Source organism: Paenibacillus sp. RU5M, assembly GCF_900221055.1.
In the GTDB taxonomy this organism is placed as follows: Bacteria; Bacillota; Bacilli; order Paenibacillales; family Paenibacillaceae; genus Paenibacillus; species Paenibacillus marchantiae.
Window position 1 is genome coordinate 241,855 of the sequence record NZ_OBQM01000003.1, and the last position, 18,267, is coordinate 260,121.

The following is an 18,267-nucleotide window of genomic DNA, read 5'->3' on the forward strand; positions in this document are numbered from 1 at the left end:
GAGGAAGATTTCGATAAAACAGAGGAAGATATTGTATTCGAATTTATTGTAAACCCTTTCATAATAAAGACATCGGTAAAGCCGAATGAACTTGGGGGAGGTCATTAGGATATGAAGAAAACGTGGATGACATTGTTGCTTACAGCGTGTATGGTTGCGGCGGCGGGGTGCAGCAGTGGCGGAGACAGCGCAGGCGGAAGTACAGGAACAGATACAGGAGGCAAGACGGCGGCAGGGACGGAAACGCCTAAGATTGGCGTGGCGATCTATAAGTTCGATGACACGTTCATGACGGGTGTGCGGAATGCAATGACCGCAGCAGCGGAAGGCAAAGCCACACTCGATATCGTGGATAGCCAGAACGCACAGCCGACCCAGAATGAGAAAGTCGATCTGTTTGTATCCAAGAAATACAACGCAATGGCTGTGAATCCGGTTGACCGGACCGCAGCAGGTGTCATTATTGACAAAGCCAAAGCGGCCAGCATTCCAGTTGTCTTTCTGAACCGTGAGCCGGTTGCTGAAGACATGAACAAGTGGGATAAAGTGTATTACGTTGGAGCCAAGGCGGAAGAGTCCGGCACGATCTCCGGTCAGCTCATTGTGGACTACTGGAAGGCCCACCCGGAAGCAGATAAAAACGGTGATGGTAAACTGCAGTACGTCATGCTGAAAGGCGAGCCAGGCCACCAGGATGCTGAGCTGCGTACCAAATATTCAGTTCAGGCCATCCAGGATGCCGGAATTGAAGTGGAAGCATTGGCGGAAGACACCGCGATGTGGGATCGGGTCAAAGGACAGGAGAAAATGCAGGCGTTCCTTGCCTCCCACGGAGACAAAATTGAAGCGGTATTGGCTAACAATGATGACATGGCACTTGGAGCCATTGAAGCGTTGAAAGCAGCGGGATACTTCAAAGACGGCAAAACGATGCCGGTTGTCGGCGTCGATGCAACGGCTCCGGCCATTCAGGCCCTTCAGGACGGAACGATGCTGGGCACGGTGTTGAACGATGCCAAGAACCAGGGCGCAGCTACGGTTGCACTGGCTTCCGTACTTGCGAAGGGTGAGACGCCAACGAAGGAAAACACGGGTTATGACATTACGGATGGCAAATACGTCTGGATTGCCTACAAAAAAATTACGAAAGACAACATTGCCGACGCCCAATAACAGCAGCAAACAGGGACGTCCGTCATGAGATGGCGTCCTTTTTTTGCCGGGTTTACGGAAGGGGAGGATGAAAGATGGAATCACCTTACCTGCTTGAGATGGACGGAATATCCAAAGCATTTCCGGGTGTGCAGGCACTAAGCCAGGTCACATTGAAGGTAAAGCCGGGTACGGTTCATGCGCTGATGGGAGAGAATGGTGCGGGCAAATCCACGCTGATGAAATGTCTATTCGGTATGTATCGCCCGGATGAAGGAACGATTCGGATGGACGGCAATCAGGTGGAAATTCCGAGTTCGAAAGCGGCGCTTCAACATGGCATATCGATGATTCATCAGGAACTGAACCCGGTGCCATACCGTCCGGTGATGGAGAACATCTGGCTGGGGCGGTTTCCGATGAGGGGGTTGTTGGTGGATGAGAAACGAATGTACGCTGATACACTAGCCTTGTTCAAGGACCTGAATCTGGACATTGATCCCAAGGCTCAGGCGGTAACTTTATCCGTTTCCAAAATACAGTCGATGGAAATTGCCAAAGCGGTCTCTTTCCAATCTAAAGTTATCGTGATGGATGAGCCAACTTCCTCGCTCACGGGCAAGGAAGTAGACCAGCTCTTCGCCATTATTAATCAGCTGCGCAGTCGCGGGGTGTCTATTATCTACATTTCGCACAAGATGGAGGAAATTCTGACGATCTCGGATGAGGTCACGATTATGCGGGATGGTTTTGTAGTGGGTACCTGGGATGCTGCTGATTTAACGACCGATCTGATCATTACCCGCATGGTTGGACGTGATCTGGATGAACGGTTCCCGGAACGGACGAACGTACCTGGAGAAGTGATTTTGAAGGCAGAAGGCTTAACCTCCAGCCAGCCGAATTCGTTCCGTGATGTGACGTTTGAATTGAGGAAAGGCGAAGTTCTTGGAATTGGCGGCCTTGTTGGGGCACAGCGGACGGAATTGATTGAGTCACTTTTTGGCTTACGCGGGCTTGCTTCAGGGACGATCTCCATTCATGGGCGCAAGGTGAAGATCAAGTCACCTGCCGCAGCAAAGCGTCATAACATTGCCCTGCTGACCGAGGAGCGAAGAGTCACAGGAATTTTTCCAGTGTTGTCTGTGTATGAAAATACGATTATCGCGAGTCTCGGACGTTACCGGAATCGGATTGGTCTGCTGGATGAGAAGAAAGGCCGAGATGAGGCACGTGAGCAGACTCTGAAGTTTAGAACTAAAACGCCTTCAGTTAACACGCTAATTCGCAACCTGTCTGGTGGTAATCAACAGAAGGTACTTCTGGCTAGATGGCTGTTGACTGACCCTGAAATTCTACTGCTCGATGAACCGACACGTGGGATTGATGTGGGCGCGAAATTTGAAATCTACACCATTATTACGGAACTGGCCCGCCAGGGCAAAAGCATTATTATGATCAGCTCGGAGATGCCCGAACTGCTGGGCATGTCGGATCGAATCATGGTCATGAGCGAAGGGCGGCTTACCGGAATCGTCGACGGTGCTGAGGCAACAGAGCAGGATATCATGAGGCTGGCCGCACAGCAGCGGATGGCTTAGTCAGGAGGGAAATACATGAATACACAAGTTATCAATCAGGTGAAGCAGTATGTGGCGCAGCGCGCGATCTTTATTGTGCTGATCCTGCTCGTCATTGGCATTGCCATTGCCGATCCGCACTTTCTTGCTTTCTCTACACTGCGGGATATATTACAACAGTCCTCCACACGGGCCATCATTGCGCTGGGGGCGGCGTTTATCCTGGTAACGGGCGGGGTCGATTTGTCGGCAGGACGGGTCGTTGGTCTAACGGCTGTTGTATCCGCATCGATGCTGCAAATCGACGAATATGCCAATCGGTTCTTTCCCGATCTGCCACATTTATGGGTGTGGGCGCCCATGGTCTTCGGGATTATTGCCGGACTGGCAGTAGGACTGGTGAATGGTATCATAGTAGCCAAATTACATGTTCCACCCTTTATCGCGACACTGGGTACGATGGTTGCGGTATATGGTCTGAACTCGATTTACTTTGATACAGAGCCCAATCAGTCACAACCGATTGGTGGATTGAGATCTGATTTTACCGTTATTGGATCTGGTTACATTGATCTTGGTGGTGGTTATTCCATTCCGTATATCGTATTGATTGCTGTAGCGGTTGCGCTGATCTGTTGGGTCGTCTTCAACAAGACCCGCCTTGGGAAGAATATGTATGCCATCGGTGGCAATATTCAGGCTGCGCATGTGTCCGGCATTCATGTGGCACGCAACCTGATTGCGTTGTATGCCATTGCAGGTGCACTGTATGGACTGGGCGGTGTACTGGAAGCCGCCCGTACGGGCGGGGCAACGAACAATTACGGCAATATGTATGAGTTGGATGCTATTGCGGCCTGTGTAGTGGGGGGCGTCTCCACAGCGGGTGGTATTGGTACGGTGCCCGGTGTAATGGCAGGGGTGCTGATCTTTGGAGTCATCAACTATGGTCTGACCTTTATCGGTGTAAGTCCTTACTGGCAGCTGATTATTAAAGGGTTGATTATTGTGGCTGCTGTGGCATTTGATATCCGCAAATATATGGCGAAAAAATAGAAGTGTAGTATTGAATCAAAGAAGCCAGCACTCTGGAATGACAAGAGTGCTGGCTTCTTTATTTTATGAATTTACAAACCTGTCCACCATATTAACCACAGGACCAACGATGCATAGAAGCAGCATAAACGCGGCTACGTTAAAGGCTACCTTTGTACCATAGTGCGAACGATACTTGCTAGCGATAATTACAGCAGGTATCCAGAAGATTGCCGCCGCCACGAAGGGAAGGTGAAGTCCCTGGTCTCCATTACTATAGATAGGCAAGTTCAGTAGATTAAACAAATAGTGGCTAATCTGTACCTTTTCTGTGCCCCATGAAAAATTAAAGGCCAACCCCATTGCGAGCACCAGCAAAGAAAGTGTCCCGATGCCCAAAGGTTTTCTTTGTTGTATCATGCTTATCCCTCCATAACCAAGGTTTTATCCTAAATAAATCCATTAATGTATTGTAACACAGTATTGATCAATGTGATGTATGATAGTTTCGCAATCTCCGTTTTCCTATAAACCGTTTGTCCTATTTTAATTATAAATTTATACATTCATGTGAATTTGACAAGCTTCCACTAATCGACAACATTAGCTAAACATAATCGATATAATACATGTAATTGAGGTATTGATGTGAGTAAAATGTCAAAGGGGGCGAGGCCTTTTGCTAAGTTACACGATGAAAATGCTTATTTTCCCGCTGGGATGTCTGCTTGTTATCCTGTCCTCTTATTTTCTAGGGCTTACTCCCCATCTCGCGTTAATGATATGTGCTGGTGTGTTATTTGTAGCAAGTATATATGGGGAGAAACGTTATCCTGCACTGCGTAATATCCATTGGCTCTTTCTTGGTATATTCCACTATTTCAGTGAACTGAACTGGTGCAATATACTGTATTACCTGCTCATCATGTCGATGATTCAAGATAAACAACGTGTTACCCAGACGTTACCCATTTCGATGCTAATTGTGCTCGAATATACAGTGATTCGGCTTTCCTATGTACCGATTGATACATATGCTTTGCTGGTATCCCTGTTTGACATGTTAACTGTGATTGTCATTATATTTTTATATCATACCTTGATTAACAGCGAGGCAGAGAAGCGCAGGCTACGGGAGAAAATTCAATTCCTCACCCTCCATGACCCACTCACGGGGTTGCTGAATTATGAAGGGTACATGGATGCTCTTAATAAAACGGTGGAGGAGCACCGCTCCTTTCTACTGATTATCCTGAATATTCAGAATTTCAACGGGTTTGACAAAGAGGTCGAAGACAACTGGTGCAGCGTAATAGGAAATACAGGCGAAATTATTACGACACAGTTTTCGGATGCATACGGTATATCCCGCTATGCAGGAGATCGCTATGCCGTCATTTTGCCTGAAATACAAAATATTGAAGAACGCATGTCGTCACTGCTGTCAGGGGAGTTACGGGGGTTGCAGGTGAACTACAGCATTTCCCTGTATCCGGGAATGTCTGAGACGTTGCAGCACTTTATTACGGTGGCGGAGGACAGGTTATTCCAGCAGCAGCGCAATAAATGGTTGAAAAACGAAGAGGAGGTCTTTCGTTCCGAAAGACTTCGGGCTGTTGGTGAACTGGCCGCGGGCATGGCTCATGAAATTCGCAACCCCCTGACTGCGATTCGAGGTTTCCTGCAGCTTTCACGGGGGCAGGCCTTCAATATCGCACCATGGTATGAAGTCATCATGGGGGAGATCACGCGTGTAACAGAGCTAACGGCTGAGTTTTTACAATTTTCCAAACCACACACCAATCACATGAAACCTGAACGAGTAGGGCATTGTCTCGAACGTGTCATGTCGTTAACCGAGTCGGATGCAGCATCACGGGGCCACCGAATTACACTTGAAATGACTGGGGAGCCAGTCGTGGTTATTATGGATCGGGACAAGATCGTACAGGTTCTAATCAACCTGATCCGTAATGCTTTTGAAGCTATGGAAGACCCTGGTGAGGTGCATATTGATCTGTTACATGATGGAGATAAAGCACTTATCTCGATTACCGACACGGGCAGCGGCATTCCAGAGAACTCTCTGGCGACGATCTTTAATCCGTTTTATACGACCAAGGAAGAAGGTACCGGACTTGGACTGGCTCTTTGTCAGAAAATCGCTCAGGATCATCATGGCAAAATTACCGTTCATAGTGAAATGGGGATTGGCTCTACATTCACCCTTCATTTACCTATGGGGGCATAATTCCAATAAACAAAAACGCTGAACTACTCCCCGTCAAGTAGACAGTTAAAAAAATGGTTCGGTTAGAAACCTTAGCTCGGATAACGTGCTAAGGTTTCTTTTATGCTACTCTGCGCGGTGACGCTTTTTTCAGCGTACTTGCGGATCATTTTATTCTCAGCTACATATCCGTGTGAATTTGACGAGCCTCCAAATATCGACAACATCAGATAATCATAATCGATATAATACATGTAAATAGGATCCGAATGTGAGAATTATGTCAAAGGGGGCGATGCTATGTACCAAAAAACGATTCGTAATAGTTTTACATTAGACGGTATTGCTATACATAATGGGAATTTGTCAGAGATTACTCTGCATTCTGCACAACCAAACACGGGTATTATTTTTAGAAGAGTGGATATAGATCCATATGAAATTATTGAAGCTAAAATCGGTAATGTATCCAATACGGAACGTTGCACACAGCTTAAAAACAACCATGGATACGCTGTATCTATGGTTGAACATACGCTGTCTGCTGTTCGAGGGATGGGTATCGATAACGTGATTATTGATGTTAATGGTGAAGAATTACCCATTTTTGATGGCAGCTCTACCGGTATTGCAGCAAAGATTTCAGAAGTTGGCCATCTGCAGCAAAAAATTAAAAAAACATATCTTCATTTACAAAAAAAAAATTAGAGTTGAGCACGGTAATTCTTTTCTTGAAGCTCATCCCTCTTCAATGATCTCCTATTGCGTGTGTTTTAAAAATGAACACAAAATTGCCTACCTCTCAGATCAAACTTCCAATTTTAATATTATAGAAAACAATTACTTAACGGATATTGCACCAGCTAGAACATTTTGTTTTGAAGAAGAAATAATGTACTTAAAAAGCAAAGGTTTAATTCAAGGAGCTTCTTTAGAGCATGGAATAGTTATTGGTGAAAAGAAAATTTATCCCAATTTACGTTTTCATGATGAATTATCTCGTCATAAGCTGCTGGATCTTATTGGCGATTTAGCTTTGAATCCTCCTTTTCATGCAAAAATCATAGGATCGGGAACCTCTCATTATTTGAACACTCTTTTTGCTAGAGAATTATTAAATAATCTAATCTAAATACAAAAGGAGACGATATCATGCCATGTAATTTAAATGAAATTTCTGAACAGTTAAATGGGATTCTAATAGGTGATGGCAATGTCGTTATAACAGGCGTAGGTTCAATTCATGCTGCTAAAGAGGGAGAAATTGCTTTTGTAACGGATAAAAATCTAAATAAATTAGATAAATGTAATGCTTCAGCGTTCATTGTGCCAGAAACGACAATAATAGAATTTAAAGTACCTGTTATTAAGGTGAAAAATCCCAGACTCGATTTTATTTGTTTAATTGAAATGTTTAGTGAGAAAATCAAAAGTAATGGTGTAGTATCATCAGAAGCAATTCAGCCTTCGGTAACGTTAGGCTACAATGTGCAGATCGACGAATTCGCGGTAATCAAAGAAGATGTGTCTATTGGGGATCATTCTGTCATTTCTGCGCATTCATTTATTGGAAAAAACGTGACCATTGGAACGAATTGCTTGATCCACCCTAATGTCACTGTTCTACAGGATACTTTCATCGGAGATAATGTCATTATTCACTCAGGCGCAGTGATTGGCGCTGACGGCTTTGGTTTTGAATGGGATGGTCAAAAACAAGTTAAAATACCGCATATCGGAAATGTCATTATTTTTGATGATGTTGAAATTGGCGCAAACACCACTATTGATCGCGGAACGATTGATTCAACAACCATTGGTAAAGGGACCAAAATGGACAACCTTATTCAAATTGGCCATAATGTTCAAATTGGTGAGCACTGCATTATCGCAGGTACAAGTGCAATTGGGGGCTCATCAAAAATAGGTAATCGTGTCATAATGGCTGGCGGGAGTGCGGTAATTAATAATATTACTATTGGAGATAGCTGCGTTGTTTTAGCTAAAACCATGGTTACTAAAAACATGCCCGCGAACTCAATGGTGTCGGGGTATACGGCTCGTTCACATAAGAGACAACTACGAGAATCCGCTGCACTTTCCAGACTCCCCCAAACGATAAAAAAACTAAATGAAAAACTTGATCAACTTTCCAAAACAAAGGAAGGTGCTAAATGATACATCAGTCAGCCATTATTCATCCTACAGCAGTAATTGGAGAAAATGTCGAAGTCGGACCCTTCAGTATTATTGAAGAAAATTCAAAAATAGGTAGCGGGTGTAGGATTGGAAGTCACGTTATCATAGGGGCTAACACGATATTGGGGGGGGATAACTATATTTCACATGGTGCCATTATCGGTTCAGATCCACAAGATAAAAGTTATCAAGGCGAAGAATCGTATCTCATTATTGGAGATAATAATACCGTGAGAGAGTATGTCACCATATGTAAAGGCACATCAAAAGGAGATTGTTTCACGAGAGTAGGAAGTAACAACTTTATTATGAATTATGCTCATATCGCACATGATGTATTGATGGGAGATCACAACGTCATCGTCAATAATGTGCAGATTGGCGGACATGTTAATATTGAAGACTATATCACTTTTGGTTGTGGTTCAGGTGTACACCAATCATGTAACATAGGAAGGTTTGCAATGATTGGAGCGGGAAGTAAAGTTTCACAAGATATCGTTCCATATTCTTTAGCAGATGGTCCGCGTTCGTACATACATGGAATCAATACCGTTGGTCTAAGAAGAAATGGATTTTCAAATGAAGAAATAAGCACGATAAAAAAGATTAATACCATTTTATTTCGCCAAAAGCGAACTCTTGATCAATCTATTGAAGAAATAAACAACTTACCTCCTTCTGAATTTAAAGAACACACATTGAATTTTCTATATAAATCTACACGCGGAATTGTACGAATGAAGCGATAAAATGGAAAACGCCGCAAAGGTCCGGAATGAAGCGGAACCTAAAGCGGCGTTTTTGTTTGTGTTTCTTTGTTTTAATTATCAATAAACACGAACCCAATCAGGTAAGCTGTCCCTGATGTAACTGATAATAGAAACCTTGCTGTTGCATCAACTCATCATGGCTGCCTCGTTCGGCAATTTTGCCGTCATCAATGACGAGAATCTGATCGGCCTCACGAATCGTGCTTAACCTGTGGGCAATGACAAAGCTGGTGCGATCCTTCATCAAGGTGCGCATCGCTTCCTGAATCTGCATTTCGGTGCGTGTATCGATGCTGCTGGTCGCTTCATCCAGAATAAGAATCGCAGGATCAGCGAGAATGGCACGAGCGATGGTTAACAGTTGTCGCTGTCCCTGACTCAGATTGCTGCCACCGGAAATGATCGGGGTATCGTAACCCTGCGATAATTTGCGGATGAAGGAGTGGGCATTTGCCAACTTCGCCGCTTGCTGGATCTGTTCGTCCGTTGCATCCGGTTTGCCGTAGGCAATATTGTCACGAATGGTGCCGGAGAATAGATAGGCGTCTTGTAACACAATGCCAAGTTCGCGCCTTAGCTGGTCTTTCTCCAGTTCGGAGATGTCACAGCCATCAATGGTAATCCGGCCGCCCGTAATCTCGTAAAAACGGGGCAGCAGGTTGATAATGGTCGTTTTACCCGCTCCAGTCGGTCCGACAAGTGCAATCATCTCGCCTGGCTTGGCGGTGAAGCTGACCTTTTTCAGGATTTCCCTCTCGGAGTTATACCCAAAGGATACATCTTCAAATACAACTTTCCCCTGAATCTGCTGCAGTTGTTTCTTCTGTTCTTCCACGTATTCACTTGGTGTATCAATAATGTGGAATACGCGCTCGGCACCTGCAATAGCTGCCTGAATCAGGTTGTACTGGTTCGCCAAATCATTGATGGGCCGCTCAATCTGGCGGGAGTAAGCAAGGAAACTTACAATCAGCCCGATGGACGTCAGATCATGATAAGACATCCATCCACCTACGGCTGCCAGTATGGCAAAGCCGATATTGTTCATGACATTCATCGTTGGCCCGACCAGACCCGATACGCTCTGAGCTTGGGTACTGGAAGTGCGAAGCTTTTCGTTCAAATTCTGAAAATGTTTTTGTGCCTGCTCCTGACGATTATAGGCTGCAACCACCTTTTGTCCAGCAATGGTTTCCTGAGCGTAGCCATTAAGCTCACCAAGCAACTTTTGCTGGGCGGTAAAATGTTTGCGTGTTCTTGAAGCGATCAGCCGAGTGGCGATCGTAATCAGTGGAACCGTCACCAGACTGAGCAGTGTCAGTCGGACATCCAGGGCTAGCATAATCGACAGGGAGCCAACCAGCAAGATGGCGCTGGACATCAGTTGGGTTACACTTTGATTCAGCGTCGTGGACACGTTATCGATATCATTGGTAGCCCGGCTCATCAGATCACCGCTCTGATTTTTGTCAAAAAAGCTGATCGGCAGCTGTTGCAGCCGTGAAAACAGAGCATGGCGCAGATCTTTTACGGTCAGTTGGGAAACACCGATCATGACATAGGATTGAGCCCACATCATGAACGAGCCGAGGACGTATACGGTCAGCAATAACATGCAGTCTTTCAGCAGACCGTCCGTAATTTTGGGAACGATATGTTCATTGACCGCACGGCCGAGCAGATAAGGTCCTGCCAGATTAAGTAACGTTCCAAGAGCCGTCAGTACCAGAGCAGTGATAACCCCTTTTCGATGACGTCCCATGTATGACCATACTCGGATGATCGCGTGCCGTGCGTTCTTGGCTCTTACTTTGGGAACCGGACCTCGGCCGGGTGGCCCAGGTCTTCCGATCATCGGTGGGACAACGGTCTGATGGATGGAGGAAGAAGCGTTTTTAGCCAAATTGAACATCCTCCTTCCGTTGCTGCGAATAATAGATGGATTGGTAATGTGATGAATGGGCCATGAGATGTGTATGTGTACCACTTGCCACGATTTCTCCTTCATCAAGCACGTAAATACAGTCTGCATCCTTTACAGAAGAGATCCGTTGTGCAATCAAGAAGGTGGTACTATTTCTCATTAGTGAATGCAGCGCCTTCTGAATACTTGCTTCGGTACGCAGATCGACGGCACTGGTGCTGTCGTCCAGAATTAGAACCTCCGGTTGCATAAGTAGGGCACGGGCGATAGAAATACGCTGTTTCTGCCCACCTGAGAGATTGACCCCGCGCTGGCCCAACTCCGTGTCATATCCATCTTTCAGATTCATAATAAAATCATCAGCCGCCGCCGCTTGAGATGCGGCACGTAGTTCAGCTTCCGTTGCATCAGGTCTGCCGAAGCAGATGTTATCCCGGATGCTGCCACTGAACAGGATGGATTCCTGTAATACAATGGACACACGGCTGCGAAGATCCTGGAGATCCCAGTTACGCACGTTCACTCCATTCACGAGCACTTCACCCTGTGAGGCATCATACAAGCGGGGGATCAGCTGTACAAGTGAGGTTTTGCCTGATCCTGTAGATCCGAGCAGGGCCACTTTTTCTCCCGGCCGAGCCGTCAGTGTAATTCCGGAGAGGGTATGTTCTCCATCATAGCGGAAATATACGTCCTTGAATTCCACCTGACCTGCTCCTTTACGAGACATATCATCTCCCGATTGAATATCAGGCTGGGTGTGAAGCACCTCGTTGATGCGTGTTGCAGATACCTTGGCGCGGGAGAAGCTCATCATCATCATGCCGATTGAAGTGAGCGACGAGAGTACAACCGTTACGTAGTTGATAAAAGCAATCAAATCCCCGGCGGCAATATCGCCTCCTACCACCTGAAAGCCCCCAAACCACAGCACCGCTACAATGGTCGCATTCAGCATCAGGCTTAATACCGGTGCATTCAGCGATACGATGCGCCAAGCTTTCACTGCCGTATGGGTATAGTCTTCATTGGCTTGCTGGAAACGCTTCTTCTCCTGACGTGCGCGTGCAAAAGCTTTGACGACACGAATGCCGGCCAGATTCTCTTGAAGAACCGCGTTCACCTTGTCGAGTTTGTTCTGAACGCTGGCGAACAGCGGATAGGAAGCGGATATCAGGATATATAAGATGATAAACAGAATCGGCACGGACAAAATGAGAATGAGCGCCAATTTGACACTGATCGTAAACGCCATAATAATACTGCCGATGATCAGCATCGGCGAACGGATAAACATACGCAGAAGCATCTGTACAAAGGTCTGCATCTGGGTGATATCACTCGTCAGGCGAGTAATAAGCGAGCCTTCCTGGAAGGTATCCAGATTACGGAACGAGAACTTCTGGATATGATCAAACAATTCTTGGCGCAGATCGGTTCCGTATCCAACGGCAGCTTTGCTTGAAAACAGCGTACATCCTGCACCGCCAACCCATCCGATTAACGCAAAAAGAAGCATAAACAAACCTGTAGTCATAATGTGGGACAGGTTCCCTGCAAGAACACCATCATCCACAATGCTGGACATCAGCTTGGGTTGAAGCAGGTCCATAGCAACCTCAAGGACCATGAGCAGCGGAGCAAGAATGGCCGCTGACTTATACGGGGTAAGAAATCGTTTTAACGTCCACAATGGGAAAAATCACCTCATTCGATATGAATAATCATGTTGCAAAAATTTATGCAGACAGATGAATCTCACTTAATATTCTCGCAGATTCTGAACCATACGCTGGGCGAGCGCTGACATCAGCTGCGATTCTTCAGGTGTAAAATCTTTCTGGGCTTGGCGATCAAGCTCTTGGAATACTTCTCTCAGTTCCTTAAGCGCAGCACGGCCTTGATCGGTCAGATAGACACGCAGACTGCGCAGATCCTTCGGGTCAGCTTCACGCCGTATAAAACCCGAGCTTTCCATACGTTTCAGCATTACCGTTACCGTTGCAGGGGCGCGGCGAAGCTGTTCGGCCAGTTGTTTCTGGGTCTGACCATCTTCCCGTTCGAGCTGGAATAGCAACGGCGGTTGTCCAGGATATAGCTCAGGGTGGTTGACAAGCTTCTCATGAATCTTGTAACGCTGTAGCTTGACGAGTTCTGATAACTGTCCCATTAACCGTTCATTTCGATCTGATTTCATAAGCACTTCCATCCTTTTAATTAGTCGACTAACTAAATGATAAGTTTCATTTGATATATCGTCAAGTGATTTTGATTTTTTAAAATGGATACAAAAAAACCTCTGCTTTGAGTGTATGGAGCCAGAGAGCATATTAGCTGACTCTGTTCCTATCTACAAAGAGAGGTTTTTTGGTGTTTTTTATATGTTGTGCGTAAGGATTATTTTATTTCTTAGAGAACATTTCTTTGGCTTCATCCATGGCCATTTTATTGCCGATTGAAGAATAGTCCAGCCAAGGTTGAGCACCGATCGGGTAGACATGACCTGCTTTGACAGCCTTCAGTCCTTGCCAGATCGGATTATTTTGCAGTTCTTTGAACATGTTCTGAGCTTCATCATCCGAGTTCACGACAACGAAGATTGCATCTGCATCAAAGTCCGGCAGTATTTCACGTGAAACAACTTGATACGGTTTGGACGAATCGAATTCCTCAATGCCTTTAGCTGGAGTTAACCCCAGATCTTCATACAAAATCGGGCCCATTGGACGGCGTGTACTGAATACACGCAATTCTTTGGCGGTAACACGGATAGCCATTACGGTGCCGTCACCGATAGTATCGTGAATCAGGGATTTCACTTCTTCCGTTTCAGTTGCATAATCCTGAATGTATTGCTCTGCTTCTTTCTCGCGGTTGACTAGTTTACCAATGTCTTTCAGGTGGTCGCGCCAAGTGCCATCATCCAGATTGAAGACGTGTACAGGGGCGATTTTCTCGAATTTGGCAATATCATCACCGGAGAATTCTTCGTCCAGATAGATGACATCTGGTTTCAGGGCAAGCAAGGCTTCCATGTCCGGGTCCTTAACGGGACCGAGCGGCGTTGTATTTTGAAGACGATCAGCAACATGGGACAGGAAGGCTTTGGCTTCCCCGCCGATCACCGAACCAACCGGTGTAATACCGAGAGACAGCAGGTCATTGGTCAGATGGATCGACATGGATGCGATGCGTTGATCCCCGGAAGCGGAATTGGTATCCTGCGTAGCGTTCGAAGTGTCCGTAGTAGAACCTTCCGACGCAGAGGATGAATTATTGGCGTTCCCGCAGGCTGCGAGTACAAGCACCAGACAGATGCTCATGAAGAGCATAAGGTTTTTCTTTAACATGGGTAATCTCAATCTCCTTGAACATCTCATGGATGTTGTTTTTATGTTGGGTGTACCGGTGAAATTATTCGGATTGTTCCGATAAAGTTATTACTTGGTTCGTACCAGCAGATATAAAAAGTAAGGTGCGCCTATCGCCGCGACCACAACACCTGCCGGAATGGAATTGGGCTGAAATATTGTTCGCCCGACCGTATCGGCAGCAACCAGGATCACCATGCCGATGATTCCGGCGGCTGGGATCAGATGGCGATGCATCGGGCCAACCAGTCTGCGGGCCAAATGCGGCGCCGCCAGACCAATGAATCCGATCCCGCCAGCCATGGACACACTGACGGCAGACAATGCTACTGTGCACAATAGCAAAATAACACGTTGGGATCTGACGGGTGTACCAATACTGGTCGCGGCAGCATCTCCCAGATTGAAGGCATCCAGCGTTTTGGAGCGGCTCCATATGTACGAGATGCACAGCACAATCCATGGAAGCAGCGCCTGGACATGTACCCAGTCTCTGCCCCAGACGCTACCTGCCAGCCAGCGGGCGGCGAAGGAATAGGTGTCTTCATCCAAACGCAGGGACAGATAGAGCGTCAGGGCATGGAACCCGGCTGCTACGGCAATGCCCACCAGAATAAGCTTAATGGGGGATACTCCGTTATGTCGGTCATAGGATAGCAACATGATAATCAACGCCGCGGCAACACTGCCTGCAAAAGCAAACAACGGAATCAGCAAGGCCACCGAACCATTCATGGAATGGGAGAAGCTTACGAATACCATCAATCCAAAAGCCGCTCCTGCATGCAAGCCGAGGATGCCCGGATCGGCCAATGGATTGCGTGTAATGCCTTGCAGCGCAGCACCGGCAACACCGAGTCCCGCTCCAGCGAGTACAGTAACCAGAATGCGTGGCAGTCGATAGTCGAACAATACAATCTGATCATCCGGCGTGCCATAGCCAAGCAGGGTGTGAAGCACGGCTATTGGAGACAGGCGAATTGTTCCCGAGTTGAGGCTGATAACGATAACGGCACAGGCGATACAGAGCAGCGCAACACTGACCGCTATGGAACGTTTGCCTCGTGAAGGTGTATTGATGTTCATCGCTATAGGGCCCTCCTTTCTTTACGGGCCAGATAGAGGAAGAAAGGTACACCGACAAAGGCAACCATAATGCCTACAGCCAGTTCTTGAGGCGGGTTCACAATGCGTGATCCCAGATCGGCGAGCACCAGCAAGACGGCTCCGAGCAGGGAGGACATCGGAATGATGAGTCGATAATCCACGCCAACCAATTTGCGAGAAATATGTGGTATGACCAGTCCAACAAAGCCGATCGAGCCTACAGCAGAAACGGATACGCCAGCCAGCACAACAACCGCCGTCAAGGCAAACAGTCTGGTCCAGCGGAGGTTGATTCCGAGATTAATCGCAACTTCTTCTCCAAGCGACATGAGAGATATCCGACGGGCCATAGGCAAAGTGAGCACCAGAGTAACGAGCAGAACAGGCAGAATCAGCTTCAGATGCCGCCATTCAATTCCCCCGAAACCACCCGCATACCAGAAGGCCAAATCCTGGCTCAAGTCAAAATATATGGCGACACCGGTGCTAAGCGAACTCAGCATGGCTGCAATAACGGCACCCGCAACGGTAAGCCTGATGGACGTCAGTCCTCCGGGTGCCGCCATGCCCAGCAGGAAAATGAGCAGCGTGCCAAGCACAGCCCCTACAAATGACAGGAACATAATCCAGCCATAAGGCAATCCTGGCCAGAAGGCGAAGCTGAGCGCCACGACAAAAGTAGCGCCTGCATTGATCCCCAGAATGCCGGTGTCTGCCAGCGGATTACGTGTGATTCCCTGCATGAGCGCTCCGGCCACAGCAAAGGCTGCGCCAATGACAGCAGCAGCAATGACACGTGGCAGCCGTAGCTCGTGAATAATCTGATGCGGCGTCAAAGCCGGGTTGTACTGAAATATGGCAGTCCATACGGTTTCCAGTGTCAGCCCCTTGGCACCAAGAGAAATGGCGACAAACATACTAAGCAGCAGTGCGGCAATGGCCGCCAAAAACATCAGCCCAACCGTCACTGCGGATTTTCGTGATTTGGACGGACGTTGTGACAGTCCCGGATGTTGAATGCGGGTCACTCCTTTGGTACCAACAACGCATTGCTGTTGTTATTGATTATCATTATCAATTAGTGAACATTATAAAATCTTAATTCAGGCCCGTACATGGCATAAATTAAGATTATAGAGATGGACATTTTTTAGATTACAGAAATGCTGGTTTGTTCGTCAACATAGAGAGCGCTTCATCGAGCTGGATGTTGATGGAATAAGGAGCGTATACCACCCATGAATTCCAGTCTATGACATGAACACGTCCAGCTTTTACCGCAGGATAGTTTTTCCACAACGGATCAGCCGTAATCTGCTGCAACAGAGTGGTACGTTCGTGCATGGACGTAACCGCAATCAGCAGCACATCCGCTTCGAGACCATCCCATTCTCCAGGCGTGAAAGACATCCAGTTGAATCCCACACCGGCAGGTTTGCCTGTTAGTTCTTTCTGAATTCGATCAGGAGCGGACAGTTGCAGGCTTCGGTAAAATACATGACCGAAGTTGCGATTACTGTACATGCGCGGTCCTTTTGCAGTTAAGGTACAGATCGCGACGGTGATTTGACCTGTCGTCTCCCTGATCTTTTTGCGAGCCCGCTCCGCCTTACGCTCATGCCGATCCAGCCACTCCCTTGCCGCTTGAGTACGATCCACGATAGAGGCGATTTTCTGCAAATGACCAAACATGTCTGTCTGATTCCAAGGGATGGTGATGATTGGAGCGACATCTCCGATATGTTCCATCGCTTTAGCAGCTGCGTTATCCTTAGTCAGAATTAAGTCGGGATTCACATCAAGGAATGCCTGGCGTCCTTGTTCCCACGGTTCATAGGCATGGAATGGCAACGTCAACGATTTGGGAACATGAGGCAGGTGGCCCTGAATCTGCGCTGCGCATGGTGTGATGCCAAGCGTCATCAGGTGATCGGTATATGGATAGGAGAGTGAGACGATATTTCGATGTACCTGCTTGGCATAGGAAGTTGGCGCATAACCGGCATGGTTCCTGAAGCGGCGGCTGAAATAGAATTCGTCCCGATAGCCTACCTGGCGGGCTACATCACGAATACGCAGATCTGAAGTCATGAGCAATTCCTTGGCCCGATTCATTCGTAAATGAGTGATATATTCGATAGGATTTTTCTGCATCCGGCTCTTAAACAGCTGTGAATAATACGACGGATGCATACCTGCCAGTTCGGCCAGCTTCTCCAGCTTGATTTCGTTCATATAGTTTTCCCGCATATACTGCAAGGTGGATCTTAGCCAGTGTTCAGGCTCGTCCTGTGCTTCCGCATGCTCCTGACCTTCTTGCGGCCAGAGCGTATGAAGCAGATCGGTCAGAAGCAGCTGCACTTTCAGGCTGGTCTGTGAAGCTTCTGTTGTTAATTGTGCGGCAATTCGCTGTATCCCATAGTAAGGGCCCTGAATCCACCCAGTTACAGGTGACCCAAGCTCTCGCTCATATATTCGCCGTTCTTTCGTTTTCTCAGCAACCCGAAACAGATCGAAATGAATGATATACAATTCAATCTCATGGTCCGCATCCGAGAAAAGCTCCAAAGAAGTTCCTGGTGTAGACAAGAAGGCGGACTTACGTGTGACAAGGGATTCGATACCGTTCACTACCAGCTTGCCTGTGAATTTATGCATGTAGACAAAGGTATGGTGAGGGAGCTCAGTCTGACTCCATTGCCAATGCGTATTCACGGTAACCAGCTCTGCCAGACGCAATTCGAGCAGCGCATCGTTAAGAAAAGCATCCATTTCCGTTCGTGTCATGGATTCATCAGTGCGTTTCGGGTGATCCGGTTGGGTCAACGTGTTGGAGGTATTGCCGTTATTATTGGTGCTTGGATGGGTTAACATGGTGTGACCTCCTTTCCTCGCG

Annotated in this window: 16 protein-coding genes; 8 read left to right on the forward strand and 8 right to left on the reverse strand. The window is 47.1% G+C overall.

Going from position 1 to position 18,267, the window contains the following annotated elements:
• Window positions 1-111 precede the first annotated feature (111 nt).
• The 3 genes from CRO25_RS11705 (at window position 112) to mglC (ending at window position 3,788) form a co-directional block, all read left to right on the forward strand.
• Window positions 112-1,173 carry a galactose ABC transporter substrate-binding protein gene (locus CRO25_RS11705; RefSeq protein ID WP_063567849.1) on the forward strand — a complete coding sequence of 354 codons (1,062 nt, stop codon included), beginning with the start codon at window positions 112-114 and terminating at the stop codon, window positions 1,171-1,173.
• Between the two features lie 74 nt (window positions 1,174-1,247).
• The gene (locus tag CRO25_RS11710) at window positions 1,248-2,753 is read left to right on the forward strand and encodes a sugar ABC transporter ATP-binding protein (RefSeq protein ID WP_079695090.1); all 1,506 of its coding nucleotides are present in this window, start codon (window positions 1,248-1,250) and stop codon (window positions 2,751-2,753) included.
• A gap of 15 nt (window positions 2,754-2,768) precedes the next feature.
• Window positions 2,769-3,788, forward strand: coding sequence for a galactose/methyl galactoside ABC transporter permease MglC (gene mglC, locus CRO25_RS11715; RefSeq protein ID WP_079695091.1), 1,020 nt, complete (start codon window positions 2,769-2,771; stop codon window positions 3,786-3,788).
• Between the two features lie 63 nt (window positions 3,789-3,851).
• Here the strand turns inward: mglC and CRO25_RS11720 are convergent, their stop codons facing one another.
• Window positions 3,852-4,187: a hypothetical protein gene (locus CRO25_RS11720; RefSeq protein ID WP_079695092.1), complete on the reverse strand. Its 336-nt coding sequence runs from the start codon at window positions 4,185-4,187 to the stop codon at window positions 3,852-3,854.
• A gap of 274 nt (window positions 4,188-4,461) precedes the next feature.
• Between CRO25_RS11720 and CRO25_RS11725 the strand changes: the two genes are divergently transcribed.
• From CRO25_RS11725 to lpxA, 5 genes are all read left to right on the forward strand, one after another.
• The gene (locus CRO25_RS11725; protein ID WP_256863626.1) at window positions 4,462-6,018 is read left to right on the forward strand and encodes an ATP-binding protein; all 1,557 of its coding nucleotides are present in this window, start codon (window positions 4,462-4,464) and stop codon (window positions 6,016-6,018) included.
• 279 nt (window positions 6,019-6,297) lie between these two features.
• Window positions 6,298-6,705, forward strand: a complete 408-nt coding sequence (locus tag CRO25_RS11730; RefSeq protein ID WP_079695093.1) for a UDP-3-O-acyl-N-acetylglucosamine deacetylase — start codon at window positions 6,298-6,300, stop codon at window positions 6,703-6,705.
• Window positions 6,647-7,129 (forward strand): UDP-3-O-acyl-N-acetylglucosamine deacetylase, encoded by a 483-nt coding sequence (locus CRO25_RS11735; protein WP_218843442.1) that lies wholly within the window; start codon window positions 6,647-6,649, stop codon window positions 7,127-7,129. Before CRO25_RS11730 ends, CRO25_RS11735 begins: the two co-directional genes overlap by 59 nt.
• A gap of 20 nt (window positions 7,130-7,149) precedes the next feature.
• The gene (gene lpxD / locus CRO25_RS11740) at window positions 7,150-8,175 is read left to right on the forward strand and encodes a UDP-3-O-(3-hydroxymyristoyl)glucosamine N-acyltransferase (RefSeq protein WP_079695095.1); all 1,026 of its coding nucleotides are present in this window, start codon (window positions 7,150-7,152) and stop codon (window positions 8,173-8,175) included.
• Window positions 8,172-8,948, forward strand: coding sequence for an acyl-ACP--UDP-N-acetylglucosamine O-acyltransferase (gene lpxA / locus CRO25_RS11745; protein ID WP_079695096.1), 777 nt, complete (start codon window positions 8,172-8,174; stop codon window positions 8,946-8,948). The genes lpxD and lpxA overlap by 4 nt, the downstream gene beginning before the upstream one ends.
• Before the next feature lie 97 nt (window positions 8,949-9,045).
• On the opposite strand, the gene CRO25_RS11750 is transcribed toward lpxA, so the two are convergent.
• The 7 genes from CRO25_RS11750 to CRO25_RS11780 form a co-directional block, all read right to left on the reverse strand.
• Complete coding sequence (locus CRO25_RS11750) at window positions 9,046-10,881, reverse strand: ABC transporter ATP-binding protein (RefSeq protein WP_179132148.1); 1,836 nt, start codon at window positions 10,879-10,881, stop codon at window positions 9,046-9,048.
• Window positions 10,865-12,586 (reverse strand): ABC transporter ATP-binding protein, encoded by a 1,722-nt coding sequence (locus CRO25_RS11755; protein ID WP_079695098.1) that lies wholly within the window; start codon window positions 12,584-12,586, stop codon window positions 10,865-10,867. Before CRO25_RS11755 ends, CRO25_RS11750 begins: the two co-directional genes overlap by 17 nt.
• 69 nt (window positions 12,587-12,655) lie before the next feature.
• Complete coding sequence (locus CRO25_RS11760; RefSeq protein ID WP_179132150.1) at window positions 12,656-13,090, reverse strand: MarR family winged helix-turn-helix transcriptional regulator; 435 nt, start codon at window positions 13,088-13,090, stop codon at window positions 12,656-12,658.
• A gap of 205 nt (window positions 13,091-13,295) precedes the next feature.
• Complete coding sequence (locus tag CRO25_RS11765; protein WP_063568242.1) at window positions 13,296-14,243, reverse strand: iron-hydroxamate ABC transporter substrate-binding protein; 948 nt, start codon at window positions 14,241-14,243, stop codon at window positions 13,296-13,298.
• 90 nt (window positions 14,244-14,333) lie between these two features.
• The gene (locus CRO25_RS11770; protein WP_079695100.1) at window positions 14,334-15,350 is read right to left on the reverse strand and encodes an iron ABC transporter permease; all 1,017 of its coding nucleotides are present in this window, start codon (window positions 15,348-15,350) and stop codon (window positions 14,334-14,336) included.
• A gap of 2 nt (window positions 15,351-15,352) precedes the next feature.
• Entirely contained in the window at window positions 15,353-16,324 is a 972-nt protein-coding gene (locus CRO25_RS11775; protein WP_064641087.1) for an iron ABC transporter permease, read from the reverse strand.
• Between the two features lie 202 nt (window positions 16,325-16,526).
• Window positions 16,527-18,245, reverse strand: a complete 1,719-nt coding sequence (locus CRO25_RS11780) for a helix-turn-helix domain-containing protein (protein ID WP_079695102.1) — start codon at window positions 18,243-18,245, stop codon at window positions 16,527-16,529.
• Between the last annotated feature and the right edge of the window lie 22 nt (window positions 18,246-18,267).